Origin of the sequence: Desulfotruncus alcoholivorax DSM 16058 (genome assembly GCF_000430885.1) — a bacterium.
Classification (GTDB): domain Bacteria; phylum Bacillota; class Desulfotomaculia; order Desulfotomaculales; family Desulfallaceae; genus Desulfotruncus; species Desulfotruncus alcoholivorax.
Map to the genome: position 1 here is coordinate 14581 of NZ_AUMW01000033.1, position 24352 is coordinate 38932.

Below are 24352 nucleotides of genomic sequence, written 5' to 3' on the forward strand. Positions count from 1 at the left end.
CTATGAAGGCTGATAAAACTAAACCTGTCCGGGTGGCTGTGGTGGGCGGCGGCGCCGCCGGCCTGACGGCCGCCATTGCGGCCCGGCGCCGGGGCGCCGCAGTCACAGTGCTGGAGCGGATGAACCGGGTTGGCAAAAAGATTCTGGCCACGGGCAACGGCCGCTGCAATATGAGTAATATAGACCTGGGCATTAACCATTACCACGGCCGCAACCCCAAATTTGCTTTTGGGGCCCTGGGGCGTTTTGATTTTAGCCGGACCATGGAGTTTTTTGAAGAACTGGGTATAGCCTGGAAAGTTGAAGAAGGCGGCAAAGTTTTCCCTGTTTCCAACCAGGCCTCCAGCGTCCTGGACGTAATAAGGTACGAAATAGAGCGGATTGGCGTGGAGGTAATCTGTGAGGCCGAAGTAAAAGGTATTTCCAAAAGCGGCGGCGAATTTATATTAGACCTTGGTAATGGAAGTCGTTTCAGGGCAGACAGGGTGATATTAACCACCGGGGGTAAAGCGGCGCCCAACCTGGGCTCCAACGGCAGCGGCTACATACTGGCCCGGAAAATGGGGCATCAAGTGCTGGAGCCGTTTCCCGCCCTGGTGCAGCTTCGTTTGGCGTCGAATTTTCTCAAACAGATCTCCGGGATCAAATTTGATTTCCAGGCCGAAGTGCTGGCCGGTGAAAAGCCAGTTGCCCGTGCCGGGGGAGAAATATTGTTTACCGGTTACGGCATCTCCGGGCCGCCTATTTTGGCTTTGAGCAGAACGGTTGGAGAAAACCTGCAAAAAGGTGAACAGGTTCAGCTTAAGCTGATTATTATTGATTACATGACAAGGGACGAATTGGAAGCCTTTTTAATCAGACGCCTGGAACAGCAGGCGCATAAAGACCTGCCCTTTAGTTTCGTAGGATTTATCAATAAACGGCTGGTGCCGGTGCTGCTTAAGGAAGCCGGGCTGCGGGACATCAATAAAAAGGCGGGACAGGTAACGGCCGGGGAAAGGAACGCCATACTAAACATCTTGCAGGACTGGCGATTTGAGGTTACCGGCACGAATTCCTGGGTGCAGGCACAGGTTACAGCCGGCGGAGTGGACGTAAAGGATATAGATAACAAAACCATGGAATCAAGGCTGGTAAAAGGCCTTTATTTTGCCGGCGAGATTCTGGACATTGACGGCGATTGCGGAGGATATAATCTGCAGTGGGCCTGGTCTTCAGGTTTTGTGGCCGGTGAAAGTGCGGCTACCTGATAATTTTAAATTAAAAGGGGGAGATTGACACATGTCTGGTTGCGGAAGTTGCTCCGCCTGTGGTGGTAGTGATGAAAGGGCTCAGGAGTATAAGAATTATTATGGCCAGTCGGCGGTTAAGTGCCCTATTTGCGAAACAGAAATCACATTTGAAAAACTGCCGCCCGGCCGGAAAATCAAATGCACAGAATGTGATTCAATAATAGAAGTAATACCTCTGCTGTTGAACTAAGCTAGTTAATGAAGTTAAGTTGATTAAAAGACGTACTATAACCGCGTAAGGAGGTTTTTATGGTGGATGATACTGCTAACCTGACCAAATACGTTTGTGAGGATTGCGGACTTTCTTTCTGGGCTGACCCCGGGGATGAACCAAGGTTTTGCCCGTTTTGTGAAAGGGCATTGATTAAGCCTGCAAAGTAATGGATATATGGTTGGGGTTGTACTTGGGAAAACTGCAAAATAAAAAGAGCGAGGTAAACCGCAAAGGGAACCTCGCTCTTTTTTGTACCTGGTATATGCATACAATGGCAAAACGCTAGAAGTTAAAGGCTTCTTCCGGTGCGTCCAGCACGGAAGTATCTGCATCGGCAATAATCCCGGCGGTGCACATAACTTCCGGCACGATATTGCGCACGTAGTAGCGGGCGGCTTCCACCTTGCCCCGGTAAAAAGCGTAGTCAAAGTGATCCGCACCCAGTTCCGACATCTTGCCGGCGGCCAGCACGGCCTGGTCCACGATCAGGGTACCACAGTAAAGCTTGGCTGTGCAGTGCAGGATCCGGGTTGCGAACAGCGGCAGCAGGTCGAATTTTTGCTGCATGTAAAATTCCATGGTCTTTTGCTGGATGCCGCGGTAAGCCTTATAGGCTTCGGATAAAATAGCATATTCCTTGGCAAATTCAGGCTTGTCGCCAAAGGATTCGATGGTTTGCTTCAGGTCCTTCATCCAGGCTTTAAAGACTTCTCCGTTCTTCATCGTCCACTTGCGGCCGATTAAATCCAAAGCCTGAATGTAGTTGGTGCCCTCCCAGATGGAGTAAATCTTGCAGTCCCTGGCAGACTGGGCCACCGGGTATTCTTCAGAAAACCCGTAACCGCCGTAAACTTGAATCGCTTCACCTGTCAGGGGCCATACGACGTCTGACGCATAGGCTTTAATCAGCGGGGTGGTGACATCAACATAAGCCGCAGCCATCTTCCGTTTTCCTTCATCGGGGTCATGGTGCTGCACATCCATCATGAACCCGGTTTTATAAATCATGGCCCGCACTGCTTCGTTATGGGCCTTCATATTCATTAACATGCGGCGGACATCGGCGTGTTTGATAATCTGTAAGCGGTCGCTTTTGGGATTGGTCAGCGGGCGGCCCTGAATCCTTTCCCTGGCGTACTGGGCAGCGTTGTGGTAGGCCACAGCCGCAACAGCCAGGGCCATGAGACCGGTTTCGTAGCGGGCGCCGTTCATCATTTGGAACATCTGCGCCATTCCTTGGGCTTTGCCGTTTTCGTCGGGGGGATCGCCCACCAGGTAGCCAAGGCAGTCATTGTTGTCGCCAAAGCTGAGCATGGCCGTGGCGGAAGCCTTCAAGCCCATTTTATGCTCGACGCCCACGCAGGTGACATCATTGGATCCGGTAATATTGCCGTTATCGTCGACCCGGTATTTGGGAACGATGAACAGGGAAATACCTTTGGTGCCCTGAGCCGCGCCTTCGATGCGGGCAAGCAGCAGGTGAATGATATTCTCGGTTAGATTATGGTCCCCGGCGGTGATAAAACACTTGGTGCCTTTGATTTTATAAACGCCCGGGGTTTCGGTGGGAAAAGCCTTGGTGGTTATATCCCCCACGTCGGAACCGGCGTTGGGCTCGGTGAGGCACATTGTGCCGGACCAGGCGCCTTCCATCATTTTGGGCAAAAAGAGCCCTTTTTGCCAGTCATTGCCAAAGGTTTGGATCAGTTTGGCCGAACCTGTGGTTGCGCCTACATAGGGCGCGAAGGCCGGGTTTGCGCCCAGGATAAACTCGTTTACTGCAGTCAACAGTAATTCCGGCAGCGCGCCTCCTTCAGTGTCCAGGTTACTGGTGCCCCAGCCGTTTTCCTGGACGAAGTCATAAGCTTCCTTGAATGATTCCGGCAGGATCACCTTGCCGTCCACCAGATGGGCCGGGTTTTTGTCGCCTTCCTCGTTGGTCGGGGCAATGATTTCCCGGCACATTTTGTGGGCCTGCTCCAGGATCATGTCCACGTCATCCATGCTGTAGGCTTCGCTGAAGGCTTCGTAGGAGAGGACCTGCTCCAGGGGCAGCCATTCCTTAAGGATAAATTTTTGGTCTCTTGTCGGCATTAAAAAATTTGCGGCCATGTAATCATGTTCCTTTCATTGTGGTTTTTTTCTTTCTTTTAATTTATAACTGAATGAATGTTCAGTCAATAGGGTATTTAAACAATTTTATCCTGTTGCTTTGTTAATGTTTGGGGTCTATAATTAAATCAAACATATGTTTTAGAATGACGTTTGAAAAAGACCGGAGGTTGACCAATTATTAATATCTTATAAAACATAGGTTTGGTGATGGCGTTGTGAGGAGGGTAATTTTGCTGGCTGATATGAATAGTTTTTTTGCCAGCTGCCACCAGGCTGTCCGGCCGGAATTAAAGAATAAACAAGTCATTGTGGCCGGCGATCCAATGAAAAGGACCGGTATTGTTTTGGCGGCGTCCTACCCGGCCAAGGCCCTGGGCGTCAAGACCGGTATGGCGGTATGGGAGGCCAAACAACTGTGCCCCGACGGTTATTTTTTTTACCCGGACCACCGGCTGTACATAGATTTTTCCACCAGAATACTGCGGATAATGCGGGATTTCACCGACCTGGTGGAACCTTTTTCCATTGACGAAGCCTTTGCGGACCTTACCGGTGTAATGCACTTGTGGAAAAAAACACCCGGAGAAGTTGCCGCTGTGCTAAAGGAACGCATTAAGCGCGAGGTTGGCGTATTGTGCAGCGTTGGCATAGGGCCGAACAAGCTGATCGCCAAAATGGCGGCCGGGGTGCAAAAACCCGACGGCCTCACTGTGGTGGAGAGCGTGGACCGGTTCAAGGAGATTTTCTGGCCCATGCCGGTTAGAAAACTGTTCGGCATTGGCTCCAGGTACGAAAAACACCTGCGTTATTACAACGTGCGGACCATCGGTGACCTGGCAACTTTTCCCGTGGCGTTGTTGAAAGAAAGGTGGGGCAAAAACGGTGCAATGTTGTGGCTGTGCGCCAACGGTATCGACTGCAGCCCGGTGGTTCCCACCTCGCTGGATGTGTCCAAAAGCATCGGGCAGCAGAGGACATTGCCCCGCGACCTGCAGGGCTTTGACCGGATTAAGGTGGTCATGCTGGAGCTGTGTGAGATGGTGGCGCGGCGGGTGCGCCAGGGCAAATACGTCGGGCGGACGGTGGTATTAACATTAAGGGATTCCCGGTTAACCTTCCTGTCCAGGTCGCGCAGCATGGCCGACTTTACCGATCTGCCCGATGAAATTTACCGTGTGGCGTGCGAGATAATGTACAATTGCTGGGATGAGTCCCGCCCTGTCCGGCTTGTGGGTATAACCCTGGCCAATCTGGTCAAACGGGAATTTTTTCAGTACGACATGTTCGGTGAAAGGGACCGGCTGTCCCGGCTGGCCAGGGCCTGTGACAGGATCAAGGACCGCTTTGGTGAAAAGGCGGTGGTAAGGGGCGTATCACTAACCGAAGGGAGCTTGCACAAAAATGGGTAATAAAAACAATGTCCTGTGGGAAAAACACCGGCTCTACCTGCCGGATATGCGGAGCCGCGCTATCCACCGGTGCAGGCACTGCAAGTTTTTTGTGGCTATCCGGGGCAAAACGGAAACCCGCCAAGGCTGCGTTGTTAAAATAAAGGCGTACGGTAATTTGGAGAAGCCCGTTCCGCCTGTGGTTACGGTTATGGATATTATCAAGCGGGTCGGGCTGGAGGGTTTGGATGAATGTCTAAAGCATGGTGATCCGGACGCCCAGAGCTGCGGCAAATTTGCGCCCGGCAGGAAGGAATAAAGCCGGCCCGGCCCGGGGCGTGGTGAACTGCCTGCAAAAGACGGCAATCAGCGCAAGAGGTGGGGGCCTTCGTTTTGCGGCGAGTTCACCAGGGTGGAAACACGCTGCAGCACAAGTTTGCCGGCATAAGGGCGCAGCAATTCCTTCAAGGCCGCCGGGTGTTCCAGGTCAAGCCAGGCGTTGTATTCGGCGGTGCCGGAAAGAATAACCGGCATCCTGTGGTGCACCTCCCGCATCTGATCACTGGCGGGGGCTGTGATGATGCTGCAGCTTAAGATGGTGTCCCCACCCGGGGAGTCCCACCTGTCCCAGATACCGGCAAACGCAAACAGAGGCCGGTCCGGCAAAGTTATGCACAGCGGTTGTTTGATTTTGCCCTCACTGCGCCACTCGTAAAAGCCGCCGGCCGGAATCAGGCAGCGCCTGTGCCTGAATGAATGTTTAAAGGAAGGTTTGCTGTCTACAGTTTCCGCGCGGGCGTTGATCATTTTATAGCCAATGTTTTTATCCTTGGCCCAGGACGGTATCAGCCCCCAGCGCATGGGCCGGGCCACCCTGTTATCCTGCGTTCCTGTTACCACCAGGACATCCTGGCCCGGGGCGATATTGTACCTGGGCTCATAGGCTGAACCCGGCTGCAGCCCGGCCCTGAACAAGGCCAGGATGGTTTTGATGTCGACACTGAGAATAAAGCGCCCGCACATAACAATCACCTCGCAAGTTATAACCAATAATCATATAAACCCATAACCCTATGAGTCTATAAGCTATAAGCCGATTTTATCACATTAACCTTTCCGGTGTGATCAAATTTATGGGTAAAGTGTGAGCTGGATCATAGAGCCGTCTGTCTTTCTCCGGTAAAGTATAACTAACAAGACAGCAAGCAGTTAGCCAGCTGAAAAATAATTAATCTAAGGAGGAAGATAGAATGTTTTGTTACCAATGCGAGCAGACGGCCGGCGGAACCGGCTGCACCAAAGTGGGAGTATGCGGAAAAAATGAAGATGTGGCCGGCCTGCAGGATGCCCTTATCATCGGGCTTAAAGGGATAGCGGCTTATGCCTACCATGCCGGGGAACTGGGCTACCGGGACGAAAAAGTGGACGCTTTTATGCATGACGCGCTGTTTACCACCCTTACCAACGTGAACTTCGACCTGGAGAATCTGGTGGCCAAAGTGCTCCAGTGCGGCGAAATGAACCTGCGCGCCATGGAGCTTTTGGATAAAGCCAACGTCGAGCGGTTCGGCTCCCCCGGGCCAACCACCGTATCCACCGGCTTTAAGCCCGGCCCGGCCGTATTGATCACCGGCCACGATTTGCTTGACCTGTATGAATTGTTAAAACAGGCCGAAGCCCAGGGAGTAAATGTTTACACCCACGGCGAAATGCTGCCGGCCCACGCCTACCCCGAACTGAGGAAATTTAAGAACCTGGTGGGACATTACGGCACCGCCTGGCAGAACCAGAAAAAAGAATTCGAAGAATTCCCGGGCGCCATCCTCGGTACCACCAACTGTGTGCTGATTCCCAAGGAAACCTATAAAGACCGCATGTTTACCTGCGGCATTGCCAGGCTGCCCGGCGTGACCCACATTGAGAACCGCGACTTCAGCGCTGTAATCGCCAGGGCCAAAGAACTGCAGCCGCTGCCGGAAAAACAGGGCGGCACCCTGACCACCGGCTTCCACCACAACTTTATCCTGTCCATTGCCGACAAAGTGATTGCAGCCGTCAAAGCGGGCAAAATCAGACACATCTTTTTAGTGGGCGGCTGTGAGGGCGCCAAATCCTCCCGCAGCTACTACACCGAACTGGTGAAACAAATCCCGGATGACTGTCTGGTCATTACACTGGGCTGCGGCAAATACCGGTTCAACTATATGGACCTGGGCGACATTGACGGCATCCCGCGCCTTCTGGATATGGGCCAGTGCAATAACGCCTACTCGGCCATCCAGGTGGCGGTTGCCCTGGCAGGCGCCTTTAACTGCGGTGTAAACGATCTGCCGCTCAGCCTGGTGCTCTCCTGGTTCGAGCAAAAAGCGGTTGCCATTCTGTTCACACTGCTGCACCTTGGCGTGAAGAACATCCGCATCGGCCCCTCGGCCCCGGCGTTCCTGACACCCAATGTGTTAAGCGTAATCCAGCAGAATTACGGGCTGAAGCTGATCACCACACCGGAGCAGGATTTGCATGATATGCTGGCTTAATCAAACAACCCCTCGTCGCACGAGTCAAAACACCTGGATAAAAAGGTTAAACACCAAAATGGATGCCCGGTTGCAAGAGCGCCGGGCATCCCCTTTTAGGGTTATAGCAGTTATTGGCTTGCCCCCTGGTTTCCGGTTTCACCTGGAGCCTGTTTCTCCGTTTGCTGCCGGCCGGGGGCCGTCTGCTCCGGTGTTGCCGGTTGTTTCTTCTCCGGCGCTGGTTTTACCTGTTGAACAGGCCCCTGGCTTGGGGTGGGTGTAACTGAAGGCGCCGGTGCAGGTGCTGGTGCCGGAGTCGGAGCCGGCTGTTTTGGGGCAGCGGCCTCTGGCTTTTCTTCTTCCTCCGTTTCTTTATACTCAAAGCTCACACCGTTTACAGCTTTATCAGTTTTAGCCAGCCTATAAATTTTCATCCGGGATGGCTGGTCTGATTTTTGATTTTCTTTTAGATCATCCTCAACAAGCTTTACATCAAGCCATACAAAATTTTGACTGGGTACCCGCTGGATAACCTCACTGATTTTAACTGTTTCATTTTTATCCTCCGGGTTTAAAATGATATAGTTGTTATTGCCAACGGCCGCCCAGGCTGCTTCCTGCATGCCGGACATAGCCGAAATGATTTTTTTAACGGATGACGGGATTTGATTCTGATCCACCTCGGTAAAGCCAATATTGGATTCACTGGGGATTAATTTGGCCGGCTGAGCGGGCGGGGCGGGTTTCTTCTGGGCGCTGCACCCGAAAACAGCAAGCCATAACAAAATAATCAGCAGCGGGAATAATTTGGGTAACAGGTTAGGAAAAATTTTTCTCATGCGTTCCACTCCTTTTTCCAATATATATTTTCTTATATATTTCCTTCCAATTTGACTAACTATGCGCTGTTAGATTATAAAAAACAATTTTTTTGAGAGAATACTCCCTAAACGAATCCAGCCCATTATCCAGCTATTATTTTGATGACAGGGGAGTATTAATAAAATGAACAATTTTTTTAAGTTGAAAGAACATAACACCAACGCCCGAACGGAGATTATTGCCGGGCTAACTACTTTTATGACCATGGCGTACATATTGTTTTTAAACCCCAACATCCTTTCGGCTACGGGAATGGACAAAAACGCCGTGTTTTTTGCCACTGCGGTTTCAGCCGGGCTGGTAACCATAGCCATGGGCCTATTTGTAAACTATCCCATTGCCCTGGCGCCGGGCATGGGGTTAAACGCCTATTTCGCAGCCGTGGCCGCCCGGCACGTGGGCATACCGTGGCAGGCCGCACTGGGCGCGGTTTTTATTTCCGGTATCATTTTTATCCTCCTAACCTTAACCCATATACGGCAGCTATTGGTTGATGCCATCCCCAATTCTATTAAAAAATCCATCATTGTCGGTATCGGGTTATTTATCAGTATGCTGGGCTTTAAAATGTCCGAATTTATGGTAATCAAAGCAGGCCCGGTGATTCCGCCGACCCTGGAATCGCTGCAGCGGCAGGGCGGCGTGGCCACCCTGCAGTTCTTTGAGTGGAATGTATTCCTCGGCTCCTTTGCCAACCCGGTGACGCTGCTGGCCTTAACCGGCCTGGCTATATCGGCCCTTTTAATGTCAAGAGGAATAAAGGGCGCGCTTCTATTCGGCATTATCATTACCACTTTAATCGGTTTACCCCTTGGGGTTACCCAGCTGCCGGCCAACTTTCAACCCTTGGCCCTGCCCAATTTATCTCAGCTGGCAGTTGGCAAGCTGGACCTGCGCGGGGCTTTGGATATGGGCCTGTGGACAGCAATTTTTACCTTTACCTTTGTGGAATTATTTGATACCTTCGGCACCCTGGTGGGGACCGCAGGCAAGGCCGGGCTGCTGGACGAGCGGGGCAGGTCCCCCAAGCTGGGGCGGGCGATGCTGGTGGACGCCTGCGGCGTGTCTTTCGGCGCGCTGGTGGGCACCAGTACCGTTACCGCCTACATTGAAAGCACGGCGGGGATAGCAGAGGGGGGTAAAACCGGCCTGACTGCCGTGACCACCGGTGTGTTGTTTTTGCTGGCGCTGGTTCTGGCGCCGCTGGCCGGGCTGATTCCCGGTGCCGCCACCGCACCGGCGCTGATTATTGTGGGGCTCTTAATGGCCCAGTCGGTCAAAGAGATCAACTTTGAAGATTTTACCGAAGGCCTGCCGTCATTTTTGACCCTGGTGCTGATGCCTTTTACCGGCAGCATCGCCAACGGTATAGCAGCCGGTATCATCTTTTACGTTCTGTTGAAGTTAACCGCCGGCAGGGCCAGGGAAGTGCACTGGCTGATGTGGGTGCTGGCGGTGCTGGTGGTGGCAAGGTATCTATTCCTGGCCGAGCACTAGTGAAAGTCCCGGGTAAACATTTTGGCTTTTTCCCCGTCCAGAAAATCCTCTACATCTTTAATGCCCAAATGCTCTAACAGCTCCAGCACATATTTATTGTCCACCGGGGTCCGGTAGGGTGATTCCTGCCCGTATTTTTCCACAAAATCCCTTCCGGCCCTGGCATCGATCAGGGCTTTGGGGCCTCCCACACAGCCGCCGGGGCAGCCCATCCCTTCCAAAAAATTAGCATCTATTTTATCCCCTAATATATTTTTAAGCATTTCTCTGCAGTCCTTGACGCCGTCGGCCTGGACGGCACGGATTTTTATTTCCTTTTGGGGCCGCAGCTTGTTTAATGTTTCAGAAACCGCCCGGCTTACTCCCCCGGTGCGGGCATAGGTCCTGCCGGCCGTGGAGGAATGTTCGCTTTCGTCTTCCTCCATTTCCTCCGGGTTTATACCAACCGCCTCAAATATCTGTTTGACTTCCTGAAAGGTCAGCACGGCATCCACCGCGTCGCTGACATCCGGTTCCTTGGCTTCCGCCTTTTTGGCGATGCAGGGGCCGATAAACACGACTTTGGCGCCCGGGTGCAGGTGTTTGACCCCCCTGCCGCAGGCCACCATGGGCGAAACCGAAGGTGAAATGTGGGGGATTAAATCCTGATAAACCCGCTTGACCATTGATACCCAAATTGGACAGCAGCAGCTGGTTAAAAGGAAATCCTTCTCTTTGGTGACGTGCCGGTCAAATTCCAGCGCCTCTTTCAAAGTAAGAATGTCCGCAAACAACGCCACTTCCACCATGCCGTAAAAGCCAAGCCTTTTCAGCGCTGCGCGCAGTTTGCCCGGGGTTACTTCGGGCCCGAACTGCCCGATAAAAGCGGGAGCCACGATAGCAAACACCGGCACCTTGCGGTTCTTTAATATTTCAATCAGGGGGACGAACTCTTTTTTGTCCACCAGGGAGTAATGCCGGCACACCTCGACGCATTTGCCGCAGCCCGAGCAGTTGTTTTGCTTGATGACAACATTTCCTTCCATATCGCGGACGATGGCGCCAAATAGGCACGACGCCTCGCAATTGTCCTCCCGGTTGATATGGCAGTCTTTATGGCAGTCCTTGACCTTAAAAACAACCTTATCGGGGTCACCTTCTCCGGAGGCGTATTTGATGTACTCATCTGTGTGCTCGTCGCCGTTTTGGCGCATTTTCTCAATTTCACTGGCCATATTTCCCCGGTAAGCGGACTTAACCAGCTTTTTAAAAATATCGTCGTAGACCTGTGCACTCATATAGAGGCCTCCCGGTAGTTTGATTTGATATCTGTACTATTTGCTAATGAAAGATAATTTATGACGGATATGCTGGAAACAGCTTAAACCTGACGGGGCGGAGGGGTGGAACTAAAATGTCATTTGATTTTGTTAAGCTAGCATAATAACAGAGTAGAATATTTGTATATTATGGAAATAATTATGGCAAGAAGCAGGAATTTGTTGGCTAAGTGTTGAAACCTAGACAAATATTGTATTTCCCATACATAACCAATCCGGTAAGATTTTTTAAGAAAAGAATAAATTGAGCAGCAAAGTTAACGGCAGATAATTTTTTATAGCTCCGCCGGCTTTTTCACAGATATATCAATTTATAGTATTATTTATGAACTCATTGAAACGGGTGATCATGAGAAATGTATGACCAGTTTAAAATAGCAAAATATGAATTAATGCTTGAAGCCGGTGAACAGGGGCTGTATCTACCTCCGTATAAGGGTTCCACTTTGCGGGGTGGATTCGGCAATGCCTTTCGGAGAATTGCCTGTGCCCAGCGGGCTCAGGAATGCTTATCATGTTTGCTGAAAATCAACTGCCCCTATGCATATATTTTTGAAACCGCACCGCCTCCGGATGCGGATGTCCTGCGCAACTATGCCGCTGTATCCAAACCCTTCATTATTGAACCACCATTGGAGACAAAAACATATTATGCTCCCGGGGAAGTGCTATATATGAATCTCCTTCTGTTTGGCCGGGCCATTGAATATTTACCATATTTTATTGTTGTTTTTCGGGAACTGGGGGAAATGGGTATCGGCAAAGGAAGAAATCCATACCGCCTTGCCAAGGTGGCGGCTGTCAATGACCTGGGGGGTGAGCGGAAAATAATTTACTCCGGAGAAAATGAGCTGGTTCACAACGTGGATTTAACCATAAACGGACTGGATGTATTGAACAGTAGCGATGACCTGGTGCATGACGAAGTGACGGTGGTATTTCAGACCATGACCAGACTAAAATACAATGGCAATTTTGTAGGGCAGATTCTTTTTCATGTTTTGATAAGAAATTTGCTGCGGCGATTGTCTTCTATTTATTATTTTCACCACGATATTAAGCAGGTAGGGGATTTTCAAGACCTGATCAAACGGGCGGAAGCAGTACGGATCGTATCGGAAGATACCAAGTGGGTGGACTGGGAACGCTACTCCTCCCGCCAGGATACCAGAATGAACCTGGGCGGCCTGGTGGGAAAGGTAACCTACGCCGGAGACCTGTCGGAATTTTGGCCGTTGTTGATCCTGGGCCAGTGGACACACGTGGGTAAGGCAGTTACATTTGGGATGGGGAAGTATGAGGTGGCGGGCAATTTTGTTAAGAAAAGCCTGTAATGGCTAAGACACATGATGTTTATATAGTAATTAAAATTTAACGATAGTCCCCTTGTTTACGGGTCTTATTAATAAAAATGTAACAGACATTTATATACTTTCAGTTCCCTTGTTGGCGGGCTCTTTAAAATCTCATTTTTTATAATGACCATTTTCATAAATAATTATTATGAAGTATTGGTAAGTATTTCAAGCCCTCTCTTGCATATTTTCTAGTGTTTTATATAAAGATAAATTAAATATAACAATCATTCTTATAGGGGGCAGAAATGATTAAATTGCTTATCCATTTTCTTAGCTTTATATTTCAACTTTGTAAACCTGTATATGAAATCTTATCATTTATTCGCCATGTGTATATGTTATATAGTTCGGGATATATCTTTACGCAAAAAGATAGTTTCTATTTGAAATGCTCAGTACCAGAAAATATGAATAAAATGGCTATTATACTAATTTCTTCTAAACAAGATTAAGATTCCAAAGGAAAGTAGGTGATATGTTAATTGGATGAATTGTTTCAATCTCTGATAGGTAAACCGGGTGCTACATTATATAAATTTCAAAAGCAAGTGGTCAACTCATTATTATACGGGCGTAATGTGATTCTTTCAGCCCCAACGGGTGCGGGTAAAACATGGGCAGCTTTAATACCTTATCTAAAAAGCAAATTTGAAAGAAAACCATTTGTTGACCGTGTTTTCTATGCTTTACCATTAAGGAGTTTAGCAAGTAGTTTATTTATCTCTACATTGGATGATTGCAAGAATGTTTTTGTAGTAAATAAAAATGCGATTGCAAAAAGGTATGATAATAAAGAAATTTGTATCACGATACAAACAGGTGAGCAACAGGAGGATAGGTATTTTCAAGGGGATATTTGTTTTACAACCATTGACCAATTATTAGCGGGATATTTAAATATACCTCTTTCACTATCTCCTAGAATGGTAAACATAAATGCTGGAGCATATATTGGTTCGTTAGTGGTATTAGATGAGGTACATTTATTAGATCCTGAAAAATCTTTTGCAACAGTATTAGAGATGGTTGATCGTTTAAAGCCTTATACTCAGTTTCTTTTGATGACTGCTACACTATCTTCTAACGCGATTAGTATTTTAAAAGAGCATATTGATGCGGATGTAATCACAGTTTCACAGGAAGAACTTATGAATATGCCCAGTCATCGGGATAAGGAAAGAGAATACCGCTGGGTGGGGGAACCTTTATCTGCAAGTAATATTTTAAAACACCATAGTAATGGACGAACAATAGTTGTCTGTAATACAGTCGCCAGAGCACAAGAGATATATAAAAATATTAAAGAAGAACTCCCGGCAGGCTGCCATCTCATATTACTTCACAGCCGTTTTTACCCTGAGCACCGGCGGGTAAAAGAATATGAATTGGCTTTATATCTTGGTCCTAGGGCAATTAAAACAAATGTTATCCTAGTTGCAACCCAAGTAATTGAAGCTGGTATAGATATAAGTGCAGATAATTTACATACAGAACTATGCACGGCAAATGCCTTGTTACAGCGGGCAGGGCGCTGTGCCAGGTATTCTGCCCCAAGAAATAAGGGCACGGTTTGGGTTTACGAACTTGAGCAAACTTCTAATGGTCAGTATAAGTTAGGTCCGTACAGTAAGGAAAATGCTGATCTGGTAAGGAAAACCCGGGAGATCATAATCAAAAGAAACGGCTCTTGTTTGTACTTTTCTGATGAACAAAAGTTAATTGATGAGGTTCATGTAAATGAAGTAAATGCTTTATTAGGTATTTGTCAATCAATTTCCAGCTGGCGGAAAAAAGTTGATGAAGCTATTGATACGGGTAATCCCGCATTAATAAGAGAATTAATTCGTGATATTCAATCAATAAATATTATTTTAACTGGGGATCCGGTTGAGATACTGTTTGAAAAGCACCCTCAAATGCTGTCTATCCCAGCAACAAGCTTATATACAATTAAAAAATTTCTTGGCCGGGAGGGGGACAGGCCAATCGGATGGTATCCTGTGGAACATGACCAGGAAACGGCAGATCTTAGCCTATCCTGGGATCCCATTACCTCAAAGCAACAGCTGCAAAATGCCTGGTTATTAGCTTTATCCCCTAATGTAGCTAGTTATTGTTCCGAGTTGGGATTATGCCTGGGTGAGCCAGGGTGTGCAGTGCCGATTCGTTACAAAGAAAAGAGCGGGTTTAAGCCTTATGGCTATCAAATTGAGTCATATATTACACATGCTAATGCTACACTGAAATTTAATAGAAAAAATATTACCTGTCACCAAAATGGTCTTGAAAAGCTAGAATTTAACTTGCATCTACCTGCCGGTATTGTTGCTAAGCTAGTAGATTTAATCTGTGTTTTACACGACAGTGGTAAATTAACGCAGAAATGGCAAGATGGTATCTGGTCGTGGCAAACAGACTATTATCCAATAGACGCGGAAAATTTTAAAGGTCAACCACTGGCCCACTCTACTTTCCGCCCCGAAAATGGTGACATAAAAAGACAGAAAAACCGGTCTTATGATAGGGGAACCCACGCTGCCGAGGGAGCTTTTATGGTAGCGAACGGAATCTATGATTGGTTACTGGCGGAAACCGATCACGAGGAACTGGCGCAAATACTAACAATGATATGTATAACCACTATTGCACGGCATCATAGCGCAAGAACGAAGGATGTCAGCGATTATATACTATGGCCGGGAGCCAAGCATTGGATAGGTAAATCCCTCGAACCTTTGGGCATAAGCAAATATTTTTCTGAATTGATTGTACCAGTAGGGAAGTCGGGCAAAAAAGATTTTCAGAAAATGATGATTACAGCAGGTAATAACCGGGAATGGTTAGCTTTATATTGGTTTTTAGTTCGTAGAGTTCGCTTGGCTGATCAGAATTCGTTGGCAATTTAGTGAAGGAGGATGTTATATTGTCCGGGGAATTTAAAGTAGCCAAAAAGACGGGATCTTATGCAGATGCCTTAGTAGCTATCGGGTTGGCAGATTTATTAGGTGCATTTGAACATAACGGTAATTCCAGAAAAATTTCAATTATTGATGGGGGGGATAATTACGTCATTGAGGTTACACCGGGCTTATCAACTGAAGAAGTTTTAAAGTGGAAGCCTGACCCAGGCTACCCTTATATCAGAATTAAAAAGACCGATTCTGTTCCCCCTGGATATCCTCATTACGATTATGAGGAAGAAAGGGAAGTAGAGAAAAATTACAGGGATTATCAAAAGTCAGCTGCTAAAAAAAAGAAACAATTAGAGAAAGTTTTACAGGAACAGGGTCTTGTAATACCATCAAAACCTAAAGCTGACCTGCCTGTGTTTAAAACCTTTAACTCCATGCGTATGGGTTCAAATGCTTATAATCAACTGTTTGAAGCTATTCTTGAAACAAAGGAGATGCCTGTTATACTTGCAGGGAAATTGTATTGCTATGGATTAGAAAATTACATTAATAATGATTATAATGACAAAAATTTGCAAAAAGCTGTTTCAACACTACAACTTTTTAACCCCATAGCTGGTAAAGGGGTACATCGGCCAAAGCCTAACAGCAGTACTCCGGGTTCTATAACACCAAAATTACTGGACTGGTTTGAAGAATGGATGAAATTTAGGGCAATGCAACTGGCACTTCTCACTTATAATACTGGAAGTGATGGTAAAGATACCAAAGTGTTGGTAATAGCACCCGGGGATATTACCGTATCAAGTTTAAAAAGTATAAGAAACGATTTGCTGGGCGATCGTCTCTGGGGTTCTGTATATCTGGACATTAGGGCAACCCTTGATATTGCGGAAAAGTTGATCATATATTCTGAGGAATTCCAACAGGGAACGGGATCTTTTAAATTTGCAGGGCGTACCCCTAAAGACATAATTAAAGGTATTTATAATACTTATTTCAAAAATTTAGGCACTGCTTCAGCTGTTATGAATATTTCATTTTTAGGGCTGCCGGATTGGTTCTATATCAACACACATAAAGATGCTGAGGATTGGTTGGCTATTCTGGATGAACATAAAAAATGCCTGGGAACTTTGGATGAAGGACATTCCGATGATGTAGCGTTATTGTTAATTTATCGTGATTTCCTGTCTACGGGAGACCTTAGCACTTTCTTATCCTTTCTTGCTGGCTATGGAATTCACTTTATTAAATGCAAAGTTCAAAAAAAGCACGCCCAAGCTTTTACCACTATAAACTTAAGGAGGATATTTATGGCGAGTTTTAAAGAAATTATTGAAAATGTTGGCTTTCAAAACATTGCAACGGCTATAAGAAAGACAACCATTAACCCGCAAATTAGAAAATCCATGACAGGGAAAGCCCCATATGAGATCAAATATGGACTGGCCCAAAGCTGGAAGCGGAAAGCTAAATTTGAAAATGAGTTTTTGATTGAATTAGCGGAGTTTGTTCAACAGTATAACGCTGAAAATGTCAGGCAGGCTGAACAAAAGAAGGAAACCCGCAAAAATGTTACTACTGAAGATCTTAACAATGTTTTTGATTTAATCGAAAAATTCGGTTCTGAGTTGGTGGGTATGCTTCTTTTAGGCTATGGTTATGCCAGAGAGCCTCGTGACGAAGATGCTCCCGAAAAATAAACTTTTAAACAAACTAAATGAGGAGGTCAAGATTTATGAAAATTCATTCACTGGCCATATCCGGACTTGTTACTTTAAATCTACATTCTTTAAATAACGAAGGGTCTGAAGGCAATTATCTTCAGACACGTCAGGTGCAGGTTGTAGATGAACAGGGAAAACTACATGCCGTTAACGCTATTTCAGGGGATATGTTTAAACACATCCAGGCAGAACATTTATTTAATTTGGCTGTGGAAAAGAGGCTCCCACTTTGCGGACCATGTCAGAGGTTTGATGCTAACCGTATAGTGGCGGACGTTGATTTTGCAGGTGCTATACCCAAGGATACTCCAGATAGTGTCGTCCTTAGTGAGACAATTAAAAAATGTGTTATTGATGATGCAGAAGGTATCCTTATTACCAGTGAGGTTGGCGGCAAAAAAAGAGCTATTGGCCGTAAGTCTGTTCTTGAATTTGGATGGGTTATTGGACGACCGGATATTACCAGAACAGAATCATATTTTCATGTAAAATTTGCTCCCGAGGGGCGGGGTAAAGGATCCGGCGATGAAAGCGGTGCCAATACCGGGCAAAATATATTTCACCGCCCTGCATCATCCGGTCAATATGCAGTAGTTTTAAATGTCGATTTATATAGGTTAGGGCGAAACGACATAAACTTTGAATATGTCGTGACGGATGACGAGCGTGAAAAACGAATTAAAACTATTTTAGAGAGTGTACTTTTTGCATTTCTTAAACCCAACGGGGCTCACCGTAATACTCAAAATCCCCATGTTACTAATTTCGAAGGGATTATTTCCATATCCAAGAGTACCGTGCCAGCTCCTATTGCAAGTGCTTTAAATAGTCAATATAAGGAAGAAATTAGTGCTATAAAAGAAGCACTTGATAAACTTGAACCAAATGCCATAATATTGTATCCGTTTAAATCTTTGGGGGAATTCGCTAAACAAATGGGAAGCTTGATTGAAGAAGTTAAACCTTACGAGGGAAAGTAATTATGAAAACCAATGATCAAAGCTGGCTGGTTGCATCGTTTATTCCTGTATCATTATTTTCTTTGCGCAGTAGTTATAGCACTTCGAGCGGTGGCAAAACCCTTTTTGTTCCTACACCATACGCTTGCAAACTGGCTATGGTGGACGCTGCATTTAGGGCTGAAGGGGAGAAATTGGCCAAGTGGGTGTTTGCTACTATCAAAAGCCGGGAAATAAGGTTGCGTCCGCCGGAGCATCTAACTGTAAATCATACATTTATTAAAATTAAAAGGGAGCCAAAACAAAAAAATATTTATCAACCTTACATTTCTTCAATAGCCTTCCGCGAATTCTGTTATTATAAAGGTTTATTTCAAATAGCTTTAGTAGCGGAAAGCTTGACCACGAAGGATATAGAAAAAATTACCAGGGTATTAGCTCACATCAACTATCTTGGTAAACGTGGTAGTTTTCTTCAATTTTGCCAAGCGCGGGTGGTAGAAGGGGAATTAACAGGATTTATTTTACCTGTGCCATCATCCAGTAACCATTTCAACCCGGACTGCTATAAGGTTACTCAATACTTGGACGATATAGGTGATACTGACACTAAAGACTTATTTGAACGAATCAATAGCTATTCCGATAAAAATATTGAATTGGGTAAGCATCGTATTTTAAAGCCATATATGCTTCCCTATCGACAAGTTACTAGTTCAAAAAGTTATACTTACTATCACAATGACTTGTAACTGGTAAAATTTAGCGCTTAAATTTTGAGTTTGCCCGCCTGATTTTTATCTGGAGCAAATACCCATTTAAGAAGCTAACACAGTCTGGATAATTTTGCCGAAAAACAAGGCAGCCCACCCTCGTCGTTCTAATTGTAGATCGGCGGTAGTAATGGAAAGCCCCTGAAGTTGTTCCCAGCAACTCCAGGGGTCAAGCGTCCTTAAATTTATAAGTGCTCAATAACATCTAATTCTTTCATGGGAAAGTGACGTACATTCTTAGTAACCAGGGTAAGGGAATGATCGATGGCAGTTGCGGCAATAAGGGTATCGGATATGCTGAGGGTAATTCCCTTTTTCTGAAAATCACGCCTGTATAGGCCTGCCCTTTTTGCCGTTCTGTAATCGATAGGACAGAAATTCATTGCTTCGAAAAACTCCTCAATTTTAGATAGTTCTTCGGGACGGACACCTGAAAAGATTTCTGCCACTACGATAGGGCAAATAAATAGAGAGCCTTCTTGAGCTAATTGATCAAGAAAAACAATAGCTTCACGACGACCTCGGAATAGGTCTATGAGGATGGTGGTATCTAAAAGAAAACCGTTACTCAAAAAGGTCTCTCCTTCTGGCTTCAGATTCCTCCCGTAGCTTTCTTACCCAGTTTGAAATATCCTCAGATGTTTTGAACTCAGGGTAATCCTTTTGATCAAATATGCCCGATGCATTTTGAATAGCCTTTCTTTGTTTTGCCCTTTGTAGTTCTTTTCGCGTGGCATCAATGATGAATTTACTTCTATAACCTTCGCCAACATATTTATCTAAATCAGTTAACAGGTCGGTAGGAAACCTAATGGGTGTCAATTTTGTTTTTTCCATTTAATCACCTTGTATATATATTTTTTATTTTAAGTATATACACAACTTAATTTTTTTACAAGACCGTTGAGATGCGGATGGAATTACAAACCGGGGCAGGAAATAGCAAAAATTTTTAAAATATGTTAAAAATGCTTATTTAGGGGATTAGTGCAATGGAAAAAGAGTACCAAACGGTGGTATTAGCCGGTCTTCTGCACGATATAGGCAAGTTTCTGCACAGGGGTGAGTTTACCGGCTCGCTCAAAGTTGCCGGTAAATACCCGGCGGTTTCGGCCAGTTTTATCAAGGCCAGGCGGGAAGTATTTGAAAAAGTTGCCGATGTGGATTTATTGATTGAACTTGTGCAGTGTCATCACAAGTCAAATAATTTCCCTCCTGAACTAAGGGTGCAGCAGGCTGACCCTACCATACGGCCGCTGGCTTACCTGGTCAGCACCGCTGATAATTACTCTTCGGCGGAGCGGGGGGAGGAATCGGATAGCTACAGGGACTATAAAACAGTGCCCCTGGATTCGGTATTTGCCCGACTTAAACTAACTTGCCCCACGCCGGAGGCCCAAAAGTACAAACTGCACCTGTTGAATCCGGCCAACGCTTTCCCGCAATCTTTGCAAAAGCTGGATGTGGAACAAACCAATAATTATTTAAATGCTTTCGGCCGGGAATTTGACAGCATGGTGCAAAGTATTAACCTTGCAGATTTTGATTGCCTTTATGCCCATCTGCTATCTATACTACAGCGCTATACATGGTGCGTACCGGCCAATACTCAGGAAATGAATCCTGATATCTCATTGTTTGATCACCTGCGCACCACCAGTGCTATTGCGGCCTGTCTGTATCATTACCATAAAAATCCAGGGAACCTTAATCCAAGGGATGTTGCCGATGGCCGGGCTGATAAGTTTCGCCTGGTGATAGGTGATTTATCCGGTATTCAGAACTATATTTTTGATATTGCCAATATAGGAGTCGGTGGCGTGGCCAAGCGGCTCAGGGCCCGTTCGTTTTACCTCAGTGCTTTAAGCGAAGCCATCAGTCACAGGCTAATCCATGCGTTCAATTTACCAATAGCCAACATTGTCATGTCTTCCGGCGGCAAGTTTTATGTGCTTTTACCTAACTTGCCTGGTTCGGAAGAAAGGATTAAGGAATTCCAGAATGAGCTGGACCGGTGGTCCGTAGTCGAATTTGGCGGTGAAATAATCATTAATCTGGGTCAGGTGGCGTTTAGCGGGTGTGCTTTTCATAGTTTCGGGGAAATATTGAGCGAGCTGGCTGAAAAGTTGAATAATAGGAAAAACGCTCCCCTTAAAGGATATCTGGTGGAAAAAGGAGATTGGAGCAAAAGTCGTTTCAAAGTGGATAACCGCAGCCTGCACACCGGTATATGCCGAAGTTGCAATAAACGAGAAGCAACATTAAGCGGTGATGGGGACGCTTTATGTTGGCAATGCCGGCGCGACATGCGCATGGGCACATTGCTTCCTGCCGCTTCGTATGTCGGTTTTGCCAAAGGCAAGGTGACCGCCCAATATAGTAATGCAACTTTTCCACTATACGGTGATTATAATTTAACCCTTTTTATTAATCCACCTGATGACCGGTATCCGGGCTATTTGATTTATAAGTTAAATGAAACAAATCTGACGGAATTGGTCAGCCACCCAGCCCTGTCCAAATTTATGGCCAACTATATACCCCTGGCAGCCGAAGAAAACTGTCATGGATGTCCTGGTTGCGCTGACGAGATTAAGCCGGCACCGGGCAGCCCTGTGTATTTTGATTGCCTGGCTAATAGAGCGCGGGGTCGCAAATTGTTGGGCTATCTGAAAGCCGATGTGGACAACCTGGGGAGCCTGTTTGTTTACGGTCTGCGCGATGATATTGTTGACCGTAACAGTATTTCCAGGATCGCCACCATGAGCAGAATGCTGGAACTGTTCTTTTCCGGGCGGGTGGAACAGTTGCTAAATATAAAATTTAATTCCTGTTATACGGTCTACTCCGGCGGAGACGACCTGCTCATTGTGGGACCCTGGGACGAGATCAAGGAACTGGCCCTGGCAGTGCAGGATGAATTTAAAAAATTTACCAATGACAATGATAATATTACTCTATCGGCAGGAATTGGCCTTATAAAACCAGATATCCCGGTATCAAAAAGTTTGCAGGTGGCCGGGGAGGCGCTGGAGGAGTCGAAGGAAACCATGCTCAAGGGAGAAACGGAAGGCAGAAACCAGTTAACCTTCCTGGGGAGAACCATGAAATGGCCCAGGGCACGGCCAATTTTGGAAATGGCCGATCAGTTGACAGAATGGCTGGAAAATGGTGAAGTGTCCACTGGTTTTTTGAGAAAACTATTGGTTTTCTTTGCCATGTACCAGCAGTTTTATATCCGTGGTGACGTGAGAGGTCTAAAATATTTGCCTCTGCTTAACTACACCATTGCCAGGACTTTTCCACTCCCGGATCAATATGAGCCGGAGAAGCTGGCTGTAAGGTTGTGGGCGGAAAAGCTCAAACTTTTTGATCACGATTATACCGTTTACCTGGACTTTTTAATAAAATATGCCTTTTTGGCGAAGGAGTGAGGGATATGGGTAAATGCCGGGATTGCGGGAAAACAACATTTGATAATTACCAGTATTGCCCCCAGTGTTTTAGTGCCCATAAAGGGGACGGGAGGATACATAGCGGTTCATTTAAACCACAGCAAAGGCCCGAATATAATGCGCCGGGGTTGGGCTCCGATTACCTGCAAAACGGTTATTTCTATGATCAGGGCTACCTGCGGGAGGAAATTTTCACATCCGAGGCCGAGCTGGTTGCCGCCGTATTGTCTGCCAAAGGTATGACCAGCGCTTCGCTCAGGCGTTTTTATAATAAATTGCGGGGCATCTACGCCAGGTATAAGGATAACGCCAACTTTGAGGAGATTAAGCCGGGCCTGTACAGTTTTTATCCCAATGTGGCCGATGCCGTGGCCCGCAATGATAATGTTCCGGAGGAATTTCGCCGGTTTATCAACACCAACATTAAACTGGCTGTTAAAGATCCCCAACACCTTGCAGGTTTTGTCGAACACTTTCAGAGTGTGCTGGCCTACTTTAAAGACAATAGTAACAGGAGGTATTAAACATGGAACTGAGTAAGCATGTAGTGATAAGTGGCGTAATTTTGTGCGAAACGGGCCTTAGAATCGGCGGTTCCAAAGACGACATTGAAATCGGCGGGATGGACAACCCCATCATCCGGAACCCGGTTACCGGTTTACCATATATCCCAGGTTCCTCGTTAAAGGGCCGGATGCGCTCACTGCTTGAGTTGAAACATTCTGAAAGGACGAAACAATCCGGTGATCCGTGCACCTGTGGGAATTGCCTGGTATGTAAAGTATTCGGCACTCACAAAGCCAGGGAAAGCAAGCTTGGTCCCACCAGAATCATTGTCAGGGACGCTTTTCTTACCGCTGAATCGGTAGCTGAGCTTAAAGCAGCCAACCAGGAAAAGGGTATGTTTTACGCCGAGGTTAAATATGAAAACCTAGTCAATCGAAAAACCGGGGCGGCCCATCCCCGGCCGACGGAACGGGTCCCGGCAGGTGCCAAGTTTGATTTTGAAATTGTGCTGAGGATATTTAAAGAAGATGATGAACAGGAAATACTGAACTTCGTCAAGGAAGGACTGGGGATGGTGCAGATGGAGTATCTGGGCAGCTCCGGGTCCAGGGGCTACGGCAAGGTGCGCTTTATTCATACTACAATAGACGGCAATGAATTTGATCTATAAAGGGGAATTACCGTGGAAACCTATCGGATAAAATTAAGATTAAACAGCGGTTTTATCACCCCTTTCCAGGCTGATACCATTTTTGGCGGGCTTTGCTGGGCCATGCGCTACAAAGAGGGAGCTAATGCACTAAAAGCAATGCTGGCGGATTTTTGTTCGGGAAAACCGTGGTTTATAATCTCCAACGCTTTCCCGGGAGAACTTCTGCCCAAACCGGTGATCAAAGTAAAAAATGCCGCTCCCGAAACCCGTGCAGAGCAGTTAATGTTGGCCAGGGAAGGTAAAAGACTGAAAAAAATTAACTACCTTACCCCACAAGAATTCTTAGGTTTAATCAAAGGAAACAAAGTAACAATTGAGGAAAAAAATGACCCGTTCATCCGGATTGCCGGTATACAAAACCAACTCAACCGTATAACTGGTACTACGACGGAAGGAGGCCGGCTTTTTGAGGAAGAAGTTAGCTATGTAGGGTTTGCTGAACCAATCCTAATTTCAATTAAAACACTATAATGACGGTCGAACTAAAGCTAGATTATACCGAAATAGGTGCCGCAGAAAATAGAACAAAAGAACACGGAGTCTATGCTCCAAGTTCATCACCAGGAACTGTAGACAAATCACGCTTTCGGCGGTCTCTTTCAGGCGTGCCATAATACGAGCCAAACTGTAGCGCCGCTTCCCTTCGCCGAATTTACCTTCTACAGCATTACGTTCGCTGGCATCTTGCCGTTCCAGGCGTTTTTGTTCCTTCTCTATCTCTTTGTT

23 protein-coding genes are annotated in these 24352 nt (G+C 46.5%); 16 read left to right on the forward strand and 7 right to left on the reverse strand.

Translation table 11 applies throughout. The features are described 5' to 3' along the window. Positions 1-2 precede the first annotated feature (2 nt). Genes H569_RS0114695 through H569_RS23400 form a run of 3 tightly spaced genes read left to right on the forward strand, consistent with a single transcriptional unit; the run spans position 3 to position 1673 of the window. Positions 3-1250 (forward strand): BaiN/RdsA family NAD(P)/FAD-dependent oxidoreductase, encoded by a 1248-nt coding sequence (locus H569_RS0114695; RefSeq protein ID WP_027365612.1) that lies wholly within the window; start codon positions 3-5, stop codon positions 1248-1250. A gap of 31 nt (positions 1251-1281) precedes the next feature. Further along, positions 1282-1482, forward strand: a complete 201-nt coding sequence (locus H569_RS0114700; RefSeq protein ID WP_027365613.1) for a hypothetical protein — start codon at positions 1282-1284, stop codon at positions 1480-1482. A 59-nt stretch (positions 1483-1541) separates the two neighbouring features. Then, complete coding sequence (locus H569_RS23400; protein WP_257720123.1) at positions 1542-1673, forward strand: hypothetical protein; 132 nt, start codon at positions 1542-1544, stop codon at positions 1671-1673. Between the two features lie 115 nt (positions 1674-1788). Here H569_RS23400 and H569_RS0114710 read toward each other — a convergent pair whose 3' ends face one another. After that, on the reverse strand, positions 1789-3618 hold the full coding sequence (locus tag H569_RS0114710) for an acyl-CoA dehydrogenase (protein WP_027365614.1): 1830 nt from the start codon (positions 3616-3618) through the stop codon (positions 1789-1791). Positions 3619-3851: 233 nt separating this feature from the next. Here H569_RS0114710 and H569_RS0114715 point away from each other — a divergent pair, with 233 nt between their 5' ends. Further along, the gene (locus tag H569_RS0114715; RefSeq protein ID WP_238492577.1) at positions 3852-5030 is read left to right on the forward strand and encodes a DNA polymerase IV; all 1179 of its coding nucleotides are present in this window, start codon (positions 3852-3854) and stop codon (positions 5028-5030) included. Continuing rightward, complete coding sequence (locus tag H569_RS0114720; protein WP_034630842.1) at positions 5023-5328, forward strand: hypothetical protein; 306 nt, start codon at positions 5023-5025, stop codon at positions 5326-5328. The genes H569_RS0114715 and H569_RS0114720 overlap by 8 nt, the downstream gene beginning before the upstream one ends. Before the next feature lie 47 nt (positions 5329-5375). Here H569_RS0114720 and H569_RS0114725 read toward each other — a convergent pair whose 3' ends face one another. Next, positions 5376-6032 carry an SOS response-associated peptidase gene (locus H569_RS0114725; RefSeq protein WP_027365617.1) on the reverse strand — a complete coding sequence of 219 codons (657 nt, stop codon included), beginning with the start codon at positions 6030-6032 and terminating at the stop codon, positions 5376-5378. Positions 6033-6259: 227 nt separating this feature from the next. Between H569_RS0114725 and hcp the strand changes: the two genes are divergently transcribed. Next, on the forward strand, positions 6260-7543 hold the full coding sequence (gene hcp, locus H569_RS0114730; protein WP_027365618.1) for a hydroxylamine reductase: 1284 nt from the start codon (positions 6260-6262) through the stop codon (positions 7541-7543). 110 nt (positions 7544-7653) lie between these two features. On the opposite strand, the gene H569_RS23455 is transcribed toward hcp, so the two are convergent. Then, positions 7654-8361, reverse strand: a complete 708-nt coding sequence (locus H569_RS23455) for a hypothetical protein (RefSeq protein ID WP_027365619.1) — start codon at positions 8359-8361, stop codon at positions 7654-7656. Between the two features lie 166 nt (positions 8362-8527). Here H569_RS23455 and H569_RS0114740 point away from each other — a divergent pair, with 166 nt between their 5' ends. Continuing rightward, complete coding sequence (locus H569_RS0114740; protein ID WP_034630844.1) at positions 8528-9901, forward strand: NCS2 family permease; 1374 nt, start codon at positions 8528-8530, stop codon at positions 9899-9901. Here the strand turns inward: H569_RS0114740 and H569_RS0114745 are convergent. Beyond that, positions 9898-11178, reverse strand: a complete 1281-nt coding sequence (locus H569_RS0114745) for a [Fe-Fe] hydrogenase large subunit C-terminal domain-containing protein (RefSeq protein WP_027365621.1) — start codon at positions 11176-11178, stop codon at positions 9898-9900. The two genes, H569_RS0114740 and H569_RS0114745, sit on opposite strands and share 4 nt — an antisense overlap. A gap of 398 nt (positions 11179-11576) precedes the next feature. Between H569_RS0114745 and cas6 the strand changes: the two genes are divergently transcribed. From cas6 to H569_RS0114775, 5 genes are all read left to right on the forward strand, one after another. Next, positions 11577-12554 carry a CRISPR system precrRNA processing endoribonuclease RAMP protein Cas6 gene (gene cas6, locus H569_RS0114750; protein ID WP_027365622.1) on the forward strand — a complete coding sequence of 326 codons (978 nt, stop codon included), beginning with the start codon at positions 11577-11579 and terminating at the stop codon, positions 12552-12554. Between the two features lie 506 nt (positions 12555-13060). Beyond that, positions 13061-15484: a CRISPR-associated helicase Cas3' gene (gene cas3 / locus H569_RS0114760; protein WP_027365624.1), complete on the forward strand. Its 2424-nt coding sequence runs from the start codon at positions 13061-13063 to the stop codon at positions 15482-15484. Between the two features lie 17 nt (positions 15485-15501). Beyond that, on the forward strand, positions 15502-17196 hold the full coding sequence (locus H569_RS0114765) for a hypothetical protein (protein WP_027365625.1): 1695 nt from the start codon (positions 15502-15504) through the stop codon (positions 17194-17196). Between the two features lie 35 nt (positions 17197-17231). Continuing rightward, the gene (locus H569_RS0114770) at positions 17232-18200 is read left to right on the forward strand and encodes a DevR family CRISPR-associated autoregulator (RefSeq protein ID WP_027365626.1); all 969 of its coding nucleotides are present in this window, start codon (positions 17232-17234) and stop codon (positions 18198-18200) included. Positions 18201-18202: 2 nt separating this feature from the next. Further along, positions 18203-18931: a hypothetical protein gene (locus H569_RS0114775; protein WP_027365627.1), complete on the forward strand. Its 729-nt coding sequence runs from the start codon at positions 18203-18205 to the stop codon at positions 18929-18931. A gap of 206 nt (positions 18932-19137) precedes the next feature. Here H569_RS0114775 and H569_RS0114780 read toward each other — a convergent pair whose 3' ends face one another. Then, positions 19138-19524, reverse strand: a complete 387-nt coding sequence (locus H569_RS0114780; protein ID WP_027365628.1) for a type II toxin-antitoxin system VapC family toxin — start codon at positions 19522-19524, stop codon at positions 19138-19140. After that, positions 19517-19789, reverse strand: a complete 273-nt coding sequence (locus tag H569_RS0114785; RefSeq protein WP_027365629.1) for a YlcI/YnfO family protein — start codon at positions 19787-19789, stop codon at positions 19517-19519. Before H569_RS0114785 ends, H569_RS0114780 begins: the two co-directional genes overlap by 8 nt. A 155-nt stretch (positions 19790-19944) precedes the next feature. Between H569_RS0114785 and cas10 the strand changes: the two genes are divergently transcribed. Genes cas10 through csm4 form a run of 4 tightly spaced genes read left to right on the forward strand, consistent with a single transcriptional unit; the run spans position 19945 to position 24097 of the window. Further along, a complete protein-coding gene (gene cas10 / locus H569_RS0114790; protein ID WP_027365630.1) occupies positions 19945-22386 on the forward strand; it encodes a type III-A CRISPR-associated protein Cas10/Csm1 in 2442 nt (813 codons plus the stop codon). A gap of 5 nt (positions 22387-22391) precedes the next feature. Beyond that, a complete protein-coding gene (csm2, locus tag H569_RS0114795; protein ID WP_027365631.1) occupies positions 22392-22931 on the forward strand; it encodes a type III-A CRISPR-associated protein Csm2 in 540 nt (179 codons plus the stop codon). 2 nt (positions 22932-22933) lie between these two features. Further along, positions 22934-23584: a type III-A CRISPR-associated RAMP protein Csm3 gene (gene csm3 / locus H569_RS0114800; protein WP_027365632.1), complete on the forward strand. Its 651-nt coding sequence runs from the start codon at positions 22934-22936 to the stop codon at positions 23582-23584. 12 nt (positions 23585-23596) lie between these two features. Further along, entirely contained in the window at positions 23597-24097 is a 501-nt protein-coding gene (csm4, locus tag H569_RS20535) for a type III-A CRISPR-associated RAMP protein Csm4 (RefSeq protein ID WP_051273683.1), read from the forward strand. Here the strand turns inward: csm4 and H569_RS20540 are convergent. Beyond that, positions 24092-24352 (reverse strand): transposase (locus H569_RS20540; RefSeq protein WP_157833547.1); only part of this gene is annotated, 261 nt, incomplete at its 5' end. The genes csm4 and H569_RS20540 overlap by 6 nt on opposite strands.

Bases quoted from the DNA above. Each gene is read 5' to 3' on its own strand.
- H569_RS0114695 (WP_027365612.1), top strand. From the start codon at position 3: ATGAAGGCTGATAAAACTAAACCTGTCCGGGTGGCTGTGGTGGGCGGC.
- H569_RS0114700 (WP_027365613.1), top strand. From the start codon at position 1,282: ATGTCTGGTTGCGGAAGTTGCTCCGCCTGTGGTGGTAGTGATGAAAGG.
- H569_RS23400 (WP_257720123.1), top strand. From the start codon at position 1,542: ATGGTGGATGATACTGCTAACCTGACCAAATACGTTTGTGAGGATTGC.
- H569_RS0114710 (WP_027365614.1), bottom strand. From the start codon at position 3,618: ATGGCCGCAAATTTTTTAATGCCGACAAGAGACCAAAAATTTATCCTT.
- H569_RS0114720 (WP_034630842.1), top strand. From the start codon at position 5,023: ATGGGTAATAAAAACAATGTCCTGTGGGAAAAACACCGGCTCTACCTG.
- H569_RS0114725 (WP_027365617.1), bottom strand. From the start codon at position 6,032: ATGTGCGGGCGCTTTATTCTCAGTGTCGACATCAAAACCATCCTGGCC.
- hcp (WP_027365618.1), top strand. From the start codon at position 6,260: ATGTTTTGTTACCAATGCGAGCAGACGGCCGGCGGAACCGGCTGCACC.
- H569_RS23455 (WP_027365619.1), bottom strand. From the start codon at position 8,361: ATGAGAAAAATTTTTCCTAACCTGTTACCCAAATTATTCCCGCTGCTG.
- H569_RS0114740 (WP_034630844.1), top strand. From the start codon at position 8,528: ATGAACAATTTTTTTAAGTTGAAAGAACATAACACCAACGCCCGAACG.
- H569_RS0114745 (WP_027365621.1), bottom strand. From the start codon at position 11,178: ATGAGTGCACAGGTCTACGACGATATTTTTAAAAAGCTGGTTAAGTCC.
- cas6 (WP_027365622.1), top strand. From the start codon at position 11,577: ATGTATGACCAGTTTAAAATAGCAAAATATGAATTAATGCTTGAAGCC.
- H569_RS0114770 (WP_027365626.1), top strand. From the start codon at position 17,232: ATGAAAATTCATTCACTGGCCATATCCGGACTTGTTACTTTAAATCTA.
- H569_RS0114775 (WP_027365627.1), top strand. From the start codon at position 18,203: ATGAAAACCAATGATCAAAGCTGGCTGGTTGCATCGTTTATTCCTGTA.
- H569_RS0114785 (WP_027365629.1), bottom strand. From the start codon at position 19,789: ATGGAAAAAACAAAATTGACACCCATTAGGTTTCCTACCGACCTGTTA.
- cas10 (WP_027365630.1), top strand. From the start codon at position 19,945: ATGGAAAAAGAGTACCAAACGGTGGTATTAGCCGGTCTTCTGCACGAT.
- csm2 (WP_027365631.1), top strand. From the start codon at position 22,392: ATGGGTAAATGCCGGGATTGCGGGAAAACAACATTTGATAATTACCAG.
- csm3 (WP_027365632.1), top strand. From the start codon at position 22,934: ATGGAACTGAGTAAGCATGTAGTGATAAGTGGCGTAATTTTGTGCGAA.